This is a genomic window from Dehalobacter sp. 12DCB1 (genome assembly GCF_004343605.1).
Lineage (GTDB): Bacteria > Bacillota > Desulfitobacteriia > Desulfitobacteriales > Syntrophobotulaceae > Dehalobacter.
This window is the reverse complement of record NZ_POSF01000004.1, coordinates 1-17,567: the sequence shown is the minus strand read 5'-3', so window position 1 is coordinate 17,567 and position 17,567 is coordinate 1. Positions and strand designations below refer to the sequence as shown.

At 43.1% G+C, this 17,567-nt stretch carries 15 protein-coding genes; 11 read left to right on the top strand and 4 right to left on the bottom strand.

The window, feature by feature from the left end; genetic code table 11:
• Positions 1–50, bottom strand: a 50-nt coding sequence (locus C1I38_RS14190) for a DUF3102 domain-containing protein (RefSeq protein ID WP_243109277.1), incomplete at its 3' end; no start/stop codon positions are given.
• Between the two features lie 412 nt (positions 51–462).
• Here C1I38_RS14190 and C1I38_RS02600 point away from each other — a divergent pair.
• From C1I38_RS02600 to C1I38_RS02575, 6 genes are all read left to right on the top strand, one after another.
• Positions 463–1,182: a DUF169 domain-containing protein gene (locus C1I38_RS02600; RefSeq protein ID WP_119776970.1), complete on the top strand. Its 720-nt coding sequence runs from the start codon at positions 463–465 to the stop codon at positions 1,180–1,182.
• A gap of 77 nt (positions 1,183–1,259) precedes the next feature.
• Complete coding sequence (locus C1I38_RS02595) at positions 1,260–1,823, top strand: hypothetical protein (RefSeq protein ID WP_119776972.1); 564 nt, start codon at positions 1,260–1,262, stop codon at positions 1,821–1,823.
• Between the two features lie 147 nt (positions 1,824–1,970).
• Complete coding sequence (locus tag C1I38_RS02590) at positions 1,971–2,246, top strand: AbrB/MazE/SpoVT family DNA-binding domain-containing protein (RefSeq protein ID WP_119776974.1); 276 nt, start codon at positions 1,971–1,973, stop codon at positions 2,244–2,246.
• 164 nt (positions 2,247–2,410) lie between these two features.
• Complete coding sequence (locus C1I38_RS02585; RefSeq protein WP_119776975.1) at positions 2,411–2,926, top strand: hypothetical protein; 516 nt, start codon at positions 2,411–2,413, stop codon at positions 2,924–2,926.
• Positions 2,927–2,950: 24 nt separating this feature from the next.
• The gene (locus tag C1I38_RS02580; protein WP_243103770.1) at positions 2,951–3,340 is read left to right on the top strand and encodes a TfoX/Sxy family DNA transformation protein; all 390 of its coding nucleotides are present in this window, start codon (positions 2,951–2,953) and stop codon (positions 3,338–3,340) included.
• A 327-nt stretch (positions 3,341–3,667) separates the two neighbouring features.
• Positions 3,668–4,372 (top strand): 4Fe-4S double cluster binding domain-containing protein, encoded by a 705-nt coding sequence (locus C1I38_RS02575; RefSeq protein ID WP_119776977.1) that lies wholly within the window; start codon positions 3,668–3,670, stop codon positions 4,370–4,372.
• A 34-nt stretch (positions 4,373–4,406) separates the two neighbouring features.
• On the opposite strand, the gene C1I38_RS02570 is transcribed toward C1I38_RS02575, so the two are convergent.
• Entirely contained in the window at positions 4,407–4,646 is a 240-nt protein-coding gene (locus C1I38_RS02570) for a hypothetical protein (protein ID WP_119776978.1), read from the bottom strand.
• Positions 4,647–4,860: 214 nt separating this feature from the next.
• Between C1I38_RS02570 and C1I38_RS02565 the strand changes: the two genes are divergently transcribed.
• Both C1I38_RS02565 and C1I38_RS02560 read left to right on the top strand, forming a co-directional pair.
• Positions 4,861–7,446, top strand: coding sequence for a U32 family peptidase (locus C1I38_RS02565; protein ID WP_119776995.1), 2,586 nt, complete (start codon positions 4,861–4,863; stop codon positions 7,444–7,446).
• 1 nt (position 7,447) lies between these two features.
• Entirely contained in the window at positions 7,448–9,838 is a 2,391-nt protein-coding gene (locus C1I38_RS02560) for an endonuclease MutS2 (protein WP_119776980.1), read from the top strand.
• Between the two features lie 190 nt (positions 9,839–10,028).
• Here the strand turns inward: C1I38_RS02560 and C1I38_RS02555 are convergent, their stop codons facing one another.
• Positions 10,029–10,703 (bottom strand): Crp/Fnr family transcriptional regulator, encoded by a 675-nt coding sequence (locus C1I38_RS02555; RefSeq protein ID WP_119776981.1) that lies wholly within the window; start codon positions 10,701–10,703, stop codon positions 10,029–10,031.
• Between the two features lie 228 nt (positions 10,704–10,931).
• Here C1I38_RS02555 and C1I38_RS02550 point away from each other — a divergent pair, with 228 nt between their 5' ends.
• Both C1I38_RS02550 and C1I38_RS02545 read left to right on the top strand, forming a co-directional pair.
• Positions 10,932–11,219, top strand: a complete 288-nt coding sequence (locus tag C1I38_RS02550) for a hypothetical protein (RefSeq protein WP_119776983.1) — start codon at positions 10,932–10,934, stop codon at positions 11,217–11,219.
• 24 nt (positions 11,220–11,243) lie between these two features.
• Positions 11,244–12,599, top strand: a complete 1,356-nt coding sequence (locus tag C1I38_RS02545) for a reductive dehalogenase (RefSeq protein WP_119776984.1) — start codon at positions 11,244–11,246, stop codon at positions 12,597–12,599.
• 383 nt (positions 12,600–12,982) lie between these two features.
• On the opposite strand, the gene C1I38_RS02540 is transcribed toward C1I38_RS02545, so the two are convergent.
• A complete protein-coding gene (locus tag C1I38_RS02540) occupies positions 12,983–15,634 on the bottom strand; it encodes a PBP1A family penicillin-binding protein (protein ID WP_119776986.1) in 2,652 nt (883 codons plus the stop codon).
• Between the two features lie 266 nt (positions 15,635–15,900).
• On the opposite strand from C1I38_RS02540, the gene tyrS reads away from it, so the two are divergent.
• The gene (gene tyrS / locus C1I38_RS02535; protein ID WP_119776988.1) at positions 15,901–17,169 is read left to right on the top strand and encodes a tyrosine--tRNA ligase; all 1,269 of its coding nucleotides are present in this window, start codon (positions 15,901–15,903) and stop codon (positions 17,167–17,169) included.
• Positions 17,170–17,567: the final 398 nt, after the last annotated feature.

The window sequence follows — 17,567 nt, the reverse complement described above, 5'->3', positions numbered from 1 at the left end:
ATTTCAATGGCGCTGGCAAGTACTATTTTTTTGGTTTGGCAGGTTATCATATTTATTTCAGCCGCTATGACAAGCGGTGTGCGTTCGGTGGTCGGATTATCCATGCCGCCCGCCCTTTCATTATGAGTCTAATTGCAGCATATGCAGATGGGCTTCGGGTGGTGAAGGCTTGGCCGCTTAGGCTCAGGACATTTGGCCAATTCCGCTAAAGCCAATTCCAATTAAAGTAAAATAATGGGAAGGAATTTGTAAATATAATGAAGAATAAATATTTTAGTAACAAGTGTCACATTTGTGAATAATACTTGGTATTGTCTTAGAAGAATGGAATTATTTAAGATAAAGCATTTACCACATTCCCGCTGTGCTGCCACATCGTGTAACAGGCAGTTCCCAAAACTTTGAATATGTGAAATTAATATGATGCTTCGGGAAAAAATAATAAAATGTAGGAGTGTTATGATGAAAAGTAAAATTGCTGATTCAATAAAGTTAAAAAGTCAGCCAGTTGCAGTATTCCGTTCAAATGTTAAACCCGAGGATGCAATGCAGTTCCAAGAAGGGAAACGGGGTTGTGTTATTTCTATGTTAAATGCTGCAGCTAAAGGACGAGTGGCGGTATTTGAAGATAAGACTACGAATTGTCCGGGTGGTAAAGTTGGACTTGGTTTCAATCGGTTTCAATTAGGTTTTATTGAACATTTCTTATCAACTGGTGTTCCCGGTGGTAGAGAAGGAGAATTTTATAAGAAGAACCCGGAGTTAGCAGCGAAATTCGCAGCTGGGTTACCTGAAGTTGTACCCGCAAAGTATATAATTTTTAAACCGTTATCGGGATTGGCTGAAGATGAAACACCAGAAATAATTATCTTCCTAGCCAATGCAGATCAACTTTCAGCACTGATGTGGTTCGCCAATTACGATAAATCAACTCAAGACAACGTTAAAATAGACTTTGGTTCTGGCTGTCAGCAGTCTGTACTATATGCTCTAGAGCAAGCAGAGAAGGAGGATCCAAAGTGTATTATCGGATTAACGGATCCTTCCGCACGAAATTATATTGACAAAGACATTCTTTCATTCAGCATTCCATATAAACGCTTCTTAGAGTTAGAAGAGCAAGTTGAAGAGAGTTTTTTAACCAAAGAAATATGGCTTAAGATAACGTCAAGGATAGAATAGATTTTGAAGTATCACATTTTAGGTAATAACTCATGCGCGGATTTGTCAGAAGAAATAAATAGAAAAAGAGGGGCAAAGTGAATAATATTCTAAGGAGATTAATTATAATATTTACCTTGCTAGCTATTAGCTTACTTATCGTCTATACATACATCTATTTGAATACAGTTGACTTAAATAAAGAGAATATTGTTAAAAACATTGAGAAAGAAGCAGGTTCAGGCGTTGAAATACTTCAGATAATTGAAAATAGAAATGATCAGTTCATTCTTTTTAAAAACAAATCCTCTGGTCAATTAGGAATGATATATTATGAGCCTCATACTTTGCTTGCTAGTCGATATGTATTCCTAGGCGGGAGTAACATAACAGGAAGAGCAGATATAAATACCAAATTTGGTGTATACGACTTCGGGCCGGCCACAGATAAGAGTTATGACAGGTTGATTGTGGTGTATGGTTATAACGGGCCTAAAGCACAGACGATCGAATTAAAGTTTAAGAATAATACTGTAACCAGAAATATTGGAGGAAGTGATTACTTTCTCCACGTATTTAGATTTTCTCAGGATAATCTCATTGGTCCAGAAGTTAAATTTCTAGATAAAGCTGGCAAAGATATAACTCAAAAATTCCTGTAAGAGTAACCTATCTACTTAAGATAAATAGGGATGAGTTATATGAAATACCATGCAAAGTGTCTTGGAAGAAGATGTAAACAAGTGGTTGATTAAGCATAATATGTGGTATATTAATAAGTAAGGAATGTAAGGAATGGAGTGATTGTAATGGAGCTTGCTAGAATAACATCAAAAGGACAAATCACGATACCAGTAGGAATAAGGAAGAAGCTCAATCTTAAAGAAGGGGATAAAGTTATCTTCATTAAAGAAGGCGATAAAATTGTTTTTGCTAATTCCTCCATGATAGCATTGAAAGAAATACAAGAAGGAATGCAAGGGGTAGCTGAAAAGCATGGTATCTACTCTGAAGATGATGTTAACAACTTAGTTAAAGATATAAAAAAAGAAATTTGGGAGAAAAAATATGAGAATCATGATTGATACCAACGTGCTTATTTCGACTATTCTTTTCCCAAAATCTGAAAGAATATGCAGGTAGTAACCAGACCTCGGGAGTTCACGGGACGTATATAAAATAGCGCGCGGGGCAGCTACATCGTGTGGCGGATTTTTTGGGGAAAAATTTTGGCGGAAGGAGAAATCTAATGATGAAAGGAACAAAGCGTAAATCGTTATTGGATAAATACCCTCCATCAGAACCATGTAGTTGCGATATTTGTTTGGCTTATTGTCAACGCCCCGGATGGTGGACTGTAGATGAAGCGACAAAAGCAATTCGTTTTGGCTATGCCAATCGCATGATGCTTGAAATATCTCCGGAAAGAACATTTGGTGTGCTCTCACCAGCATTTAAGGGATGTGAGGGGAAGTTCGCATTAAATAATTTTGCACAAAATGGATGCAATTTCTTGGAGAATAACTTGTGTCAATTACATAGTACAGGATTAATGCCCCTTGAATGTCGATTTTGTCATCATGAACGAGAAGGATTAGGACAGAAATGTCATTCAGATATAGAAAAGGAATGGAAAACAGAAATTGGAACGGTACAGGTTTCAAAGTGGACAAAACAATTTGGGATATATCAGCAATATTTGGAGATAATCAAGGGGCCGCTGTCCTGTTGGCCTCTGAATCTGGGGGATCGCTACTTTACATAACAGGCAGTTCCCGCCGCTTGGAGGATGATGCATGCGATCATGGCGCGGCGGGAAACCGGCAAAACATTATATGCTATATCGTGCAAAAACCGCGCCCTCCTGGCGCAGGAAAAGAAATTGTTGGTTCTTAAAGTTGAACGACAATTGAATGAAGTTGGCATAAGCACAATTAATCAATTGCTTGAGACTGGTAGTAAGAAAGCTTGGCTGAAAATCAGAAGTTGTCAAAGGCGAATTAAAGGAGTGGTAAAGTATGGCATTGGCTATTATTCTTATAATCGCTGCACTTGTAGGTATAATCCATGGGATAATGAAGAAACGCAGGACTTTGGTAATAGTATCAGTAATTGTACTGATTATCATTGCAACAACAATGTTATATTTCTACATGAACCCTTATTAAAGTTTAGATAAAATACGATGGAATTCCCAATACTTTCCCCATAAATAGGCTAGATCGGATAATAGAACTTTTAAAATTAATAAAAAATATCATAGGCAGCAGAACTCTTCTTGAAAATTTCGATATTATGGAGGGATCGCAGAATGCTATTATTGTCACCAGGGTTTTGGTCGGCTATGCTAAGTTTCGCATTTGTCATGTGGGTAATAAAAATGCTTTGGAGAATTGACAAAAACGTAAAATCTATTGAGCGGAAATTAGATACGACTTCTAAAGAAGACTCATTATAGAAGGAACTACAATATAAAATTTTGCAACAATCAAAAGAGGTGTTATTTATGAGTTTAAACAAAGAAATAAAGGATCAGCTTATATCCAGAGGTGCTTCAATAGTTGGGTTTGCTGATTTATCATCTCTGCCAAAAGATCAAACAAAAGGATTAAGCTACGGAATTTTGATAGGAGTAAGTGTAAATCCAGAAATACTACTGAGTATAAATGATGGGCCGACCTTAGAATCTTACGAAGAATACAAAAGGCTGAACAGATTATTGGATGAACTGGATGAATATACTGCAGAGATTCTTAGAAGTAAAGGCTTCTCTGCAGTCCCTAAAATTAAAGGCAGTGTAATAAAAGATAACCAAACACAACGAACAGAGTTACCGCATAAAACAATAGCGACAAGAGCAGGGGTAGGATGGATAGGAAAATGTGCATTATTAGTAACAGAAGAATACGGTTCAGGAATCAGAATTTCAAGTGTCTTAACCGACGCAATACTGGAAACCGGAACGCCAATAACTGATTCAAAGTGTGGGAATTGCCTTGAGTGTAAGAATGCGTGTCCCGCGGGTGCCATATCAGGAGAAAGTTGGAATGTCAATATAGACAGGGATAAATTTTACAATGCGATTAATTGTAGAAACACAGCACGAGAGAGATGCAATAAAATAGGTATTAATGAAACTATGTGTGGATTATGTATAGTTAAATGCCCATGGACGAAAGGATATTTAAGGGGACAACGTCCTGTAAAATAAAAAAAGGAGCCTTGAACAAACTCCTTCAATCTTTCTATTTCACTTTACGTACATGTGCTGTTTCTATTCTTCCTAGAGTATTGATAATAGTATCGTTTTTTTCATTCTGTACTTCGCGAGCATCGAATAGTGCTTTTATTTTATAACTTAAATTATTTTCAACATTTACTTCAATTTTTTGAACTCGGGAGGTTAATTCCTTAAGTTGAAAATTAGTTTCGGTTTGGTTCTCAAGGATTTTTCCGAGAAGATCCATTACCTTATCATCCAACACGATCACCTCCTACTAAATAGCTTATCTTTTTTAAAAGATAAGTCAAGGAGAATTTTCCATCCATGGCAACTGCCGAATTCATTTCTTAATGGTTTTAATCTTTCCCTAATGAGATCTTTAAAGGAGAGAATGGAAAAAATTTGCCGCAAAATGATAGTGTGGTATGATTAGAAGAAAAGCAGAAAAAGACGAAACAGGAACGGAGAACGCAACCATGCATTCAGATTTTGGCAGCAGTCCGCGGCAGCATACAAATAAAAAGATAGAACTTCTTGCGCCGGCCGGAGGTTACGAGGCATTGAAGGCTGCGGTGGAAAACGGAGCCGATGCCGTCTATCTCGGAGGCAAAATGTTCAATGCCAGGGCTTCGGCCTCGAATTTTGATTCGGAGGAATTGTCTAAGGCGGTGACGTACGCGCACGAACGCGGCGTCAAGGTCTATGTGACATTAAATATTCTTGTGGCTGACAGCGAATTCTCAGAGCTGGCGGACTATGTCTATCAGCTATATTCACTTGGTGCGGACGCCTTGATCGTTCAGGATATCGGGGTTGCAAATTTTATTCGGGAAGTTCTGCCGGAAATGAAGCTTCATGCCAGCACCCAGATGACCCAGAATAATATTTATGGATTGAAGCAGCTAGAAAAAATGGGTTTTTCCAGGGTTGTTCTGGCCAGGGAGACTTCGGCGCCGGAAATAGAAAAAATGGTTCAGGCGACGGAGCTGGATGTCGAGGTCTTTGGACACGGCGCACTGTGTATCAGCTATTCCGGACAGTGCCTGATGTCAAGCTATATCGGGGGACGGAGCGGCAACCGCGGAAGGTGTGCACAGCCTTGCAGGATGGCCTACAGTTTGGTTGACGGCAAAGGCAGGGATTTGCTGGAAGGAAGGAAGACCGGGGAGCATCTTCTGAGTCCGCGCGACCTGAAATTATTGGACAATCTTGGGGAGCTGCAGCGGATCGGTGTACGCTCACTGAAGATAGAAGGCCGGATGAAAAGACCGGAATATGTAGCAACAGTCATCCGGATCTACCGTAAAGCCCTGGACTTTTTACAAGATCAGAAGGGGCAGGAAATCACAGCCCGGGATCTATATGAGCTGACTCAGATTTTTAACCGGGATTTTACAACCGGATACTTTCAGGGTTACCAGGGAGCTGAGATGATGAGTTTCAGCCGCCCAAACAACCGCGGTACCATGTTGGGCCGAATTACGGATCTAAAAAACAACCGTCTGACACTGAAGCTGGACCGCGAGCTGGGACTCGGAGACGGCCTGGAAATCTGGACAAAAAGAGGCCGTGAAGGGATCAGCGTCGGGAAAATAATGGTCCCCGGCGGCAAAACGGTTGACAGTGCTGCACCCGGAGATACGGTCACCATCGAATTTGAAGGCGCTGCGAATATTGGGGACCGGGTATTCAAAACGCACGACGAGCAGCTGATTGCCCAGGCCCGGCACAGTTTCCAGGAAGGCAAGGAAACGCGCAAAAGGCCGTTAAAAATGCAGCTTTCCGGGAAAGCTGGTCAAAAGCTGCGCCTAACCGTCTGGGACGACCAGCAGCACATTGCGCTGGAATCTCAGTGTGAGGCCCAGGAAGCACAGAACCGGCCACTGACACAGGAGGTTCTGGTAAAACAGCTGGGGCGATTGGGGAATACCCCGTTTTATCTGGGAGAATTATCAACAGCACTGGAAGGGGATCTGATGATACCGGTCAGTGCGTTGAATGAATTGCGGCGCGCTGCGGTGGAGAAGCTTTTGGAACCGTCTCACAGCAAGCCTACGCTGACCTTGAAGGCGTATCAGGAGCGGACCGCTACTTGGAATCAGCAGCTCAAAACCGGCCGGACCGTATCGGGAAAAACCGGAACAGGCAAGCATCTGCTCAGTGCCGCGGTGACGGATTTTTCCATGATTGCGCCGTTGCTGAAGTCCGGTGCGGACAGAATTATCCTGGGCGGAGAACACTGGCGGTCCAGACCACCCCTTACCCTGGCAGAGCTGCAGAAGGCACTCGATACCTGTCAAAGCCGGGGAAGGACGCTACTATGGAGACTGCCGCGAATCCTGAATCAGACCCAAGGTGAGCAGGTGTTGAAGGATCTGACAAAGGTGGCAGGCTGGTCGGCAAGGCCGGTGATCATGGCCGGAAATCTGGCGGAAATCGAAATGCTGAAGACCGTTGATCCCGGGTGGACCTGGGAGACGGATTATTTTCTGCATTGTTTTAACGCAGCGGCGCTGGACTGGGTTCGCAGGGCAGGCGGAAGACAGGCAGCCCTTTCCATGGAATTAAGTCAGGAACAGCTTGCCGTTCTGGGTAAATCCGAAGGCATGGAGCTGCCGGTGTTTGGTGATATGGAAATGATGGTCAGTGAATTCTGTCTTCCCGGCGCTGTGCTGGGGGAGGGAAAAGACGGGGCCCGCAACAAATGCGGAAAGGCCTGTCAAAACAGAGACCTGTACCTGAAGGACCGCATGGCTTATCACTTCCCACTGGCTACGGATCAAGCGTGCCGGATGCATGTCTTCAATGCCAAAACCTTGAATCTGGTAACCGAACTGTCTAAAATAGCCGATATGGGCATCAGAAATATCCGGCTGGAACTGCTTCGGGCATCCTTGCCGCAGGCTGAACGTGCCGTTGCAGTATTTCACCGGCTTTGGCAAGAAACGGCTGGAGGCAAGAACATAGGCAAAGAGGAAACAGAGGAAGCAATGAAAAGCCTGGAGGAACTTTATCCTGAAGGCTTTACTAAAGGACATTTTTACAGAGGGGTGCTAACGTAAATTGATAGCTTCAGATAAAGTCCTGGTGAAACTGGATTTTGGCGCAGTCAGAGAACGGCTTAGGGACCATTGCATGCTTCCCGGGGCGAAAGAATTCGCGGAAGCCCTTGTTCCGGAGTCTGACCTGCGTACCGTGAAAGCGCTGCTCCGTGAAACGGACGAAGGAAAAATTCTCCTTAGGATTAACCCTTTGTTTTCAGTCAGAGGCGCGCGGGAAATCCGTCCTTATCTGGAAAGATGCGACCGGGGCGGAACCTTAAATCCGGAAGAATTACTGGAAATCAGGGATACGTTGAAAACTGCCCGCCGCTTAAAGAATACGCTGCTGGAAGGCAACCAGGCAGGAAAAGACCAGTACAGCGAACTATATACCCTCAGAGAAACGGTCGATGGGATCGTACCGCAGAAAGAGATAGAAGACGATATCTCCCGCAGTGTTTCCGAGGACGGGGATATCAATGACCGGGCTTCCGAAGAGCTGGCCAGACTGCGAAAAGCGAAAGGAACAAGCCAGCAGCGGATCAAGGAAAGCCTCGACGGCATTTTAAGAAATCCGAATTATCAAAAGATGCTTCAGGACAATGTCATTACAAGCAGAGGGGATCGCTATGTGGTTCCAATTAAAATGGAATACAGTTCCGCTTTTCCTGGAATTGTCCACGATCAGTCAGCCAGCGGTGCGACGCTTTTCATCGAACCGATGGCAGTCGTTCAGCTTGGCAATGAATTGAGAGAGATCATCCTGAAAGAGAACAGGGAAGTTCAAAGGATTCTTCAGCAGCTCACAGCAATAGTTGCTGCCAGGATTCCAGAGATTATGCTGTTGTATGAAGCCTTGATTAAGCTGGATTTTATTCTGGCGAAAGCCCGTCTAAGTGAAGATATGGAAGCCGGGTCTCCGCTCGTGGTGAATAAACAGGAGGTCAAACTGATCGGAGCGAGACATCCTCTGCTCACCGGGCCTGTTGTACCGATATCCGTCGAACTCGGGATGGATGACCAATTTCTGATCATTACCGGCCCGAACACCGGTGGGAAGACGGTGACGCTGAAGACGATCGGCCTGATGGCGGTGATGATGCAGTCCGGGCTTCATATTCCGGCTGAAAGCGACTCACGGCTCGGGATATTCACTCAAATTTTTGTCGATATCGGTGATGAGCAGAGTGTTGAACAGTCTTTGAGTACGTTCTCCGCACATATGACCAATATTGTGGATATTACCCGGAAAGCCGACAGCCGTTCCCTGGTTCTGCTCGATGAGCTGGGAGCCGGGACGGATCCGGGAGAGGGGGCTGCCCTGGCCATGGCGATCCTTGCGGAATTATTGGAGCGCGGAAGCTGCGGGGTGGCTACGACGCACTACGGTACGTTAAAGACCTTTGCCTACAATACACCTCGGGTAGAAAATGCTTCAGTGGAGTTTAATCCGGAAACGCTTAAGCCAACCTACCGCCTGCTGACCGGTATTCCCGGACGCAGCAATGCCTTATCGATTGCCCAGCGGCTCGGACTTGGCAGTGGTATTCTGGAAAAAGCCCGATCGTTTATCTCTGAACGGGATATGAAGGAGAGCGATCTCCTGGAGAACCTCGAGGATACGCAAAGAGAGATTGAACTTAAAAAACGGAGCGTAGAAGAAGAGCAGAAGAAGGCTGAACATAAAGCTGCGGAGCTTAAGAAAAAGAATCTGGAACTGGAAGAAAAATACGAAGATATTATCCGCAAGGCCAAAGAAGAGGCTGTCGACGTTGTCCGTCAGGCCAGACTCGAAGCCGAAGGAATCATCAAAGAAATCAAGGAAGCCCAAAAGAAAGAACGGCGTGAACAGGAAGCAGCCCTGGAGAAAACACGCCAGGGACTGAAAAAGCTATCCGAAAAGGTATATGAAACCGGGTATGCCGGAAGAGACAAATCCGGACCGAAGCCCGGGCAGGTAGAACCGGGACAAACGGTCTATATGCCCAATCTTAGACAGAAGGGCCAGGTCCTGCAAAAACCGGATAACAACAATGAAGTGCTGGTTCAGACGGGTATTTTGAAAGTCAGCGTTCCGCTATCCGAAATCCGGCTGGTCGATGAGACAAGAAAACCAGAGCATTTTGAAAAAACAATCAAAGGTACTTTCGGGCTGAGCAAAGCGGTCAATCTCAGAAGTGAAATCGATCTCCGGGGGAAACTGGTCGAAGAGGGAATCCTAATGCTGGATAAGTATCTGGATGATGCTGTGATTACAGGAATCAATCAGGTCAGTGTGATTCATGGCAAAGGGACAGGCGCCCTGCGGGCAGGTATTCATCAGTTCTTGAAAAGACATCCCCATGTTGCTGCTTACCGCTTAGGTGAGTTTGGCGAGGGTGATTCCGGGGTTACGATCGTTGAATTAAAGTAAATGACTAATAAAAACTTATCAATTCAAAAGGAAACTGCATTTTCGTTACTTCCTAAGTCTAATATAATACTGGTTATAGGAAACCTCCAAAGTACTGATATAAGTAATTAGGTTTATGCTTATTCTCATTATATCAGTTTTGGCGGTTTTTTAGTTGTTTTTAGCCATACTTACTAATATTTGTAAGGAGTTATTCCGTGTTTGGAGTTCGTTTTACCTCGATCTTGTGGTTGACCAATCTGATAATTTTTCTTTTACAAAGTTCTGAGATAATTCTTGTCACAGTAATTCTGGACACACCGATGATCTTACCAATATCCTCCTGAGTGTACTGGATTTTAAGACGATACCAATCTTGGTCTGATGAAATGTTCTTATCAATGGAAGCATATAAAAGGTTCAATAACCGCTCCTCGCTGTCAAAAAACAATAAGTTTTCAATTTGATATATTAATTCATTTCCAAAGTGGGCTAAGGCTTTAATTATTGATAAATTCAACTCAGTGTTCATGTTTAAGATTCTAATGAAACAGTCTTTGTCTATTTTATAAACTATGGTGGCGGCCTCAGAGATCACCAGTACCTCACAGGTATGATCAGACAGAAGCACAGGTATTAGGCCAAAGAAAGAATCATCTCCTAAAATCCCTAAAATATGTTCGTCTCCTTCAGCGCTGATGGTGACATACCTTACTCTCCCTTGTTCGATATAGTAAACGCTATCAACAATTGTTTCAGCTGTCAAAATAATTTGATTTTTATTATAAGATATTTTCTCGCCATATTGGTGTGCCCAAAAATTAAGTTCCGGACAATCATAGGATAAATACGGAGTATATTTGGAAGAACCCGATGGAATCGCCATAATTGCCTCCTCAAGAAGATCGTAATACAAGTTATTATAACTTGTTTTTTTTAGCGAAATACATAAAACCCAACGGTAAAAAATTAAAAATAAGCTACCTAAAAAAATAATACCACATAGACGATACAGGGTAAGTAATCTTTGTTACTTTGTATCGTTTGAACTATTTATGATTAGTGACTATTGATAAAATTTAATAAAAAAGTGAAAGGGAAGGAGGTGAAAACATTGTACACGATATTAATTCTTCTTTTAGGCATTATTGTTACAACCGGTGTATACTGGCTTCGGCCCCGGATTCAAAAATGGTATGTTTGGTTGGCATTAGCAGTATGGCTTTTCTGGACTGCAATGGGAGTTTCATTTATCCAAGTCAACATTTCAGGGCATCATACTAAGGCTGCTACCGTAGGTGCATTTTTCTTCTTCCTGATAGCCATTGGGACAGGAATTTTTCTAGCAAGAATATTGGGATGGTTTAAATCGCCCCCAAAAATCACTTCCGTAGATCAATAATTAAAATGGGTAGAGGGTGTGAAGATGGATACAAACCGGGAAACACAATCGACTATGAGAACAAGCAGACGGACATTTCTAAAAGCAGGAGTTTTTACGGCAGCTGCAGGGACGGCTACTTTTATTACAACCGGAAGAGTAGCGCGTGCGGCAGGCATTGATAACGAAGGAATCTTAACTAAAGCCCATGTGACCGGTGCATCAGTTAAAAAACTTGGTTATCAAGAAGGCTGGCTGGGAACATCTAAAATTGTTGCCCCAGTGCAAAGAACTCGAGAACAAGATCAAGGGTTTAATAAGGCAATTAGAGGTCTCCTTGGATCCGATGCCGAGCATCAAGTCATAAATTTTATTGGCAAACACCCATTGGGTAATGCCTTTGAGAATATGTCCATGTTCTTAGGAGTACCAGAAGCAGTGAATGGTAAACCCAGTCAAGACAAGTTGCCTTTACCCAATATAGAAAGGTTAACTCAACATATCAAGGATGTTTGTTATTATGCTGGGGCAGATGAAGTCGGGGTAGGGAAACTTTTCCCCTGGATGATGTATTCGGAACAAGCTCCAGTACCCACTGGAACTGACTGGGCACAGTATAAAATTGAGTTAGAAACAAAACCAGGAACACCCGTTCAATCGGAAAAATATCAATACTGCATTGGGATACTTGTGGATCAGGGCTTAGATACCCTTCTGGGCACTACGGGTTATGATGGTATTAGCGGTACTATGAGTATGATGGCGTATTCCAGATCGGGATTTGTTGCGGATATATTAGCGAAATACATTCGTAACCTTGGTTACAATGCCCGATCAAATCATAATGGAAACTACGCTATGCCTCTACTCCCGGCACTAATTTCCTGCGGGTTGGGAGAAATGAGCAGAACAGGGGATTGTGTTTTGCACCCGCGGTTAGGTTTCCGGCATAAAGCCGCCGTTGTTGTTACAGATTTACCTCTGGTACCTGATGGACCTATTGATTTTGGACTAAGAGATTTCTGTTCCACCTGTCAAAAATGTGCTCAAAACTGCCCTGCTCAGGCTATCGGAACTGACAGAGACCAAACCGCATTTAAGGGACAATACATGAGATGGGCAGCCGATTCGGACAAATGCACCCAATTCCGGACAACGAATCGGGAAGGATCCTCTTGCGGTCGATGCATGAAAGTCTGCCCGTGGAACAACAAAGAAACATCATGGATTCATGACGTAGGGGTATTTGCCGCTTCTAACTTTGGATTTGCCGGTAATATACTCCGAGATATTGATGACATGTTTGGTTATGGAACCGAGGTAGTAGAAAAGAACCGCTGGTGGTTAGAATGGCCTGAATACTGTCAGGATTGGACAAAGGCTCCCTGGTTAAAAGGGTAAAAAGTTAAAATTAAGGTATTTAGACTTTTTAGCCAGGAGTTCAGTGTAAAACAAATTATCGTTTACGAACCGAATAATATGAGGCTAGGTCGGAAATCCAAAGATTTTTGATCTAGCCTTAAGTGTTTTGCTGAATTATGTAATATAGTATAGATAAAATACCGTAAAAGTCTTAGATTATATGATGGCTTAATAGGCTATATACTAACATCATAGTGCTGTGCGTACCAAGTGGAGCTCGGATGCGGAAAGCAGATGGCACTATGTCGTCAGCCGCAGCTAAATTACAAAAATGCTGGTAACAGTCTGGGAAGACTATTGCCAGCATCCTATCGGTTTGTTTACTCCTATTAGGCGGTTACCCCAATATTTGACACAGTGACTTAATTACTGATTTCTAACGTCACGGGATTTGACGGAGGACCCTCTGTAAAAGAGTTATTGTCCATCAGTACAGCCCAGAAGGTATAGGTTCCGGAGACTGCTCCGGCACCGAAAAGATTTAAACGGTACTGAATCGTTCTCTTGTTTCCGTCTTCCGGCACATACGTTTCAAGATAGGATTGTCCCGGTTTCTTGATATACAGCTTAACAGTATATTTTTTACTGTTATAGTTGGAAACCGGAAGCTGAACAACCGTGCTCGATCCGTCATAATACGGAGAAGATAGAGACAATTGAGGAATACTTGAATCTCCTATCGGTGGAGTCTCACCGTTTACGGAGCTGCCACTTTCATTCACATATTTATCCGGAGCCTTATAGGGGGCTTCGTCTGACGGCCAGGTCACATCTTTAGGCCGGTCCAGAACGTTCAGGCAAATCCTTGATACGGCATTCATGCTGCCTACGGGGGCTAAAAGGTTAGGGTTATTAGCATCGACCATCACTTCGACCCAAACATCACTGACTTTCGTTGGAACACTGTCTGTCGCACATATTTCTGTTTTAACAAATTCCGAAGGAGTCAGACTGCTTGGCAGAAGACCTGATTTGGAATCGAATTTTACGGTCGTAAGCCCTTCGGGACGGCTAATACTTGACTGAACTGCCAGTCCTTCGTGGGCAACCGTCATGACTTGTTTCCAGATGCTGGCCGGATAGCTGCCGCCATATACCTTATACAGGTAATGGCTTGTATCTGTCTGATCATACCCCATCCAGACAACACCGACGTATTTTGGGCTATAGCCCGCAAACCAGGCATCGGGGTTACCGGACCTATTGCCAAATTTAGCAGGGTCGAGGGATGTTGTACCGGTCTTACCGCAGATATACCAATTGCCAATCCGGGCCTTTGTGCCTGTTCCGGAGGTTACAACGCTCCTCAGGAGATCATTCATCAAATAAGCGGTGGTTTCTTTCATTACTCTTTTCTCGGAAGGCATGTTTTCGACCAATGTTTTACCATCGGGGCCTAAAACTTTAATAACACTGTAAGGTTCAGCTTTGACACCATTATTGGCAAATGTTCCGTAAGCTGAAGCCATCTGCAGGGTGGAAACATCAAATGTCCCGAGGGCCATACTTAATACTTTATCATGATCGGTCAGGGAAAGTCCCAGATTATTCTTAGCGAACTGCCAGCCATTACTAACCCCAAGAGAATTTAAGAGTTTTACGGCGTAAACGTTTACGGAGTCCTCAACAGCTTCGCGCATCGTGATTAACCCCCGCCAGCCGGAAGTAATGGTGTCATAATCTGTTGGGGCCCAGACAGTGCCGTCACCGTTATTATATTTAACCGGCATATCATCAAATACTGTTCCAGGATAATAACCGCCGTGTTCAAGTGCCGGTGCATAGACAACGAGTGGCTTGGCAGTCGATCCGGGCTGTCTTTTGGACTGGTAAGCGCGGTTCAACCCCATGGGGGTGTATTCCCGGCCTCCTACCATTGCTGCGACCGCCCCGCTATCGGGCTCCAGTACAGTCATAGCACCTTGAACGGAAGTGCCGTCCTTACTGTTAGCAGGAAAATTCTTGGAGTCTGCAAAAGCTGCCTCGGCTGCGGTCTGGATTTTAGAGTTTACAGTCGTATAGATCTTCAAACCGCCGCTATAGATCTGTTCGGGTGTAAAGCCATATTTAGCCTGAAGCTCGGAAATTACATAATCGACAAAATAAGGGTGCTGTTTGTTGCGCATTGCAGCTTCGGGGATTTGTACATTCTTCTGATTAGATTTAACCTGCTCGACAAACGTAAAAGGTTCATCGACATATTGATCATATTCGGCCTGGGAAATAATATTGTTATCTCTCATTACGCCTAGGACGATCGTTCGTCTTGCTTTGGCTTTTTCCGGATTAAAATATGGGTCATAGCCGCTGGGAGCTTGAGGGAGGCCGGCCAGCATGGCGATTTCAGCCGGATTCAGATCCTTAAGCTCTTTGTTAAAATAAGTCAAAGAAGCGGTCCGGATTCCGAAAGACGATTCCCCTAGGTAAATCCTGTTTAAGTAAAAGGTCAGAATTTCATTTTTGGTGTAAGCGTGCTCAATCTGAAGAGCCAGAACGGCTTCCTGGATCTTGCGCGAAAGCCTCTGCGCCGTCGGATCTTCAATAAATGCGTTTTTGGCGAGCTGAATCGTGATGGTGCTGCCGCCTTCGACAATTTCACCGGCTTTCAGGTTATTAAAAGCCGATTTGATAATCCGGACCGGGTCTGCCCCAAAATGTTTATAAAACCGTTTATCTTCCACCGCGATAAACGTTTTTTTCACAGTGTCCGGAATGTCTTCATAGTCGACCAGCAGTCTGTTTTCGGTAGAGTGAAGCTGGGCAATTGAATTTTCTTCATTGTCATAGACCACAGAGGATTGTTTCTGACCTGTCAGCAGATCAACATCTAATTTGGGGGTTTTCGCTACAGCAACAATTAAGTAAATACCTAAAAACACAATGAGTAGAATAATGATAAAAAGAGGAATTCTAAAATAGGGTGTATTCATAAACTTTTTCTTCTTTTTGACAGGGTGAACCCGCCTGTTCTTCTGATCTGCATTACGGTTATGATAATCATTGTTATTAGCCATTTTTTGCCTCCTAGATAAAGACTTATTAATATGTATATAGATTAATAAGCTCAAAACATTATATCATATTTTAAAGGCTGTAAAAACAGTATCAATTTGGTAAGAGGTTGATATAAAATTTATATTTCTTTATAATAAAAGATGCTCAAGCGCAAAGAGCTTTATATAGTACCATGTCAGCCCCTAATTTTATATATCCTGGCGGCCTATTTGATGAATTGATTTTATTATCATTTTTATTATCCTTTAAAGGAAGACAAAGGTACTTGAGGTATATCGAAGAATGGAAGGAATGTTTTGAATTGATCGATTTAGACAATGAAGTTCAAAGACAAATGGAGATATTAAGAACAGGTGCTGCCGAGATTGTACCTGAGGATGAATTAAAGGAAAAAATAAAGAATTCCCTTTTGTTAAATAAACCGCTGACGGTTAAGCTTGGGCTTGATCCGACGGCTCCAGATATTCATTTGGGACATACCGTTCCTTTGCAGAAAATGAGACAGTTTCAGGATCTGGGGCATCAGGCAGTGATCATCATCGGAGATTTTACGGGCAGGATAGGTGATCCGACGGGAAAATCCGAAACTAGAAAGGCATTGACCGAAGAAGAAGTACTTCGGAATGCGGAAACCTATAAAGAACAGATATTTAAAATCCTTGATCCCGCTAAAACAAGGATTGAATTTAATGCGACCTGGCTTTCAAAGCTCAGTTTTGAAGAGGTCATTAAGTTAGCTTCCAATTGTACGGTTGCCAGAATGCTGGAAAGGGATGACTTTGCCAAGAGATATCAGGAGGAACGGCCGATCAGCATTCATGAATTCTTCTACCCGCTGATGCAGGGCTATGACTCGGTAGCTCTGCAAAGCGACGTCGAACTAGGAGGAACAGACCAAAAGTTTAATCTGCTCATGGGCCGTACGCTGCAAAAAGATTATGGACAATCACCGCAGGTTGCTTTAACAACGCCAATCCTTGAGGGGCTTGACGGTGTTCATAAAATGAGTAAAAGTCTAAGTAATTACATCGGAGTCTATGAAAGTCCCAGAGAAATGTTTGGAAAAACGATGTCTCTGCCGGACGAATTGATGATTCGCTATTTCGAATTGGTCACAAAAGTGCCTGTTGGCGAAATTCGCCGTCTCGAAAAGGGTCTTGCTGACGGCAGCGTTCATCCGCGTGACTTAAAAATGCGTCTGGGATGGGAGATTGTCCGAATTTATCATGGAGATGCCGAAGCCAATCAGGCAAAAGACGAATTTATTAAAATGTTCCAGAAAAAAGAAGCTCCAGATGAGATGCCTGAATTTAGCCTTTCGGAACTTGGTGCGTCGAAGGACGGTACGATCGAACTGGTTACGCTGATGGTCAACGCAGCACTTGCCCCGAGCAGGGGAGAAGCCAGAAGACTGGTTGAACAAGGCGGAGTGAAGCTTAACGATGAAAAGCTCTCAGATTCGCAGGCTGCCATTCGTCTTTCGGCCGGTGATATCTTGAAGGTCGGCAAGAGAAAATTTATTCGAATCAAATGATAGAACCGTATTCATCAAAAAACGATATTTTTTAGAGACAAAGAACGCTCTTTAATTCTTCTTCATATAATAAAATCATCAGCAACTGAAACAGTATTTTTGGGACATCATAATTAATAGCGCTGATGATTTATTATTGTCAAAGTAATAAAACCGATCGACAGAAATAACTTAAAACTGGCCGAATAGCTGCAAAAGACACTTCTGCATAATGTATAAAAAAATATCGAATTCCATGTGATTTGCTGTTGACAGTGTCAAAACAGCGTGATATTATAATAAAGCGTCTCGGGGCGGGAACGCCTGAAAGCAGCGCAAAGGTCATTGAAAACTGAACAACAAGAATGAAATAAAAAGCTAGACTCGTCAATGAAATTTGGTAAACAAACGAGCTTGAA

What these genes read in the sequence shown, in the direction of transcription:
- C1I38_RS02575 (WP_119776977.1), top strand. Translation starts at nt 3,668, where the DNA reads ATGAGTTTAAACAAAGAAATAAAGGATCAGCTTATATCCAGAGGTGCT.
- C1I38_RS02545 (WP_119776984.1), top strand. Translation starts at nt 11,244, where the DNA reads ATGGATACAAACCGGGAAACACAATCGACTATGAGAACAAGCAGACGG.
- C1I38_RS02555 (WP_119776981.1), bottom strand. Translation starts at nt 10,703, where the DNA reads ATGGCGATTCCATCGGGTTCTTCCAAATATACTCCGTATTTATCCTAT.
- C1I38_RS02585 (WP_119776975.1), top strand. Translation starts at nt 2,411, where the DNA reads ATGATGAAAGGAACAAAGCGTAAATCGTTATTGGATAAATACCCTCCA.
- C1I38_RS02590 (WP_119776974.1), top strand. Translation starts at nt 1,971, where the DNA reads ATGGAGCTTGCTAGAATAACATCAAAAGGACAAATCACGATACCAGTA.
- C1I38_RS02600 (WP_119776970.1), top strand. Translation starts at nt 463, where the DNA reads ATGAAAAGTAAAATTGCTGATTCAATAAAGTTAAAAAGTCAGCCAGTT.
- C1I38_RS02540 (WP_119776986.1), bottom strand. Translation starts at nt 15,634, where the DNA reads ATGGCTAATAACAATGATTATCATAACCGTAATGCAGATCAGAAGAAC.
- C1I38_RS02580 (WP_243103770.1), top strand. Translation starts at nt 2,951, where the DNA reads ATGATGCATGCGATCATGGCGCGGCGGGAAACCGGCAAAACATTATAT.
- C1I38_RS02565 (WP_119776995.1), top strand. Translation starts at nt 4,861, where the DNA reads ATGCATTCAGATTTTGGCAGCAGTCCGCGGCAGCATACAAATAAAAAG.